This window comes from Pseudomonas helleri (genome assembly GCF_009600315.1).
GTDB lineage: Bacteria > Pseudomonadota > Gammaproteobacteria > Pseudomonadales > Pseudomonadaceae > Aquipseudomonas > Aquipseudomonas helleri_A.
This window is the reverse complement of the sequence record NZ_WIWC01000133.1, coordinates 1-354: the sequence shown is the minus strand read 5'-3', so window position 1 is coordinate 354 and position 354 is coordinate 1. Positions and strand designations below refer to the sequence as shown.

The 354-nt window shown below is 63.6% G+C and carries 1 pseudogene; it reads right to left on the bottom strand.

The features are described from left to right. Positions 1-354 (bottom strand): annotated as a pseudogene (locus GHN86_RS23145) (Tn3 family transposase); the annotation flags it as partial.

Genomic DNA, 354 nt, shown 5'->3' with positions numbered 1-354 from the left:
AAGCGTGTCCTGACCTGACGGTAAAGCCAGAATTCGTAACGATCGGCATGCAGGCCTGTCGGCGTGCCTTCGGCATCGAACATCAGCAGGTACGGACGCAAGCGTTTCGGCAGCGTTGCCGCCGGACATTCGTCGAGTGGCCGTTGTGATAGGCGCTGCTGCTTGGCGAACACGCTCTTGGCCCAAGTCAGCGCCGCGAGCCATGGGTTATCGGGGGCCGTGCCGGCGAAGTCGAGCGCGACGTACAGCGGCCGTAGATGGCGTCGAATGCGTTCGGCCAGGCCGTCCACCGCCTGCCAGTGCAGCGCCAGTTTGTTCAGTGGCTTGACGCTCATGCGCTGCGCCGTGTTTTGC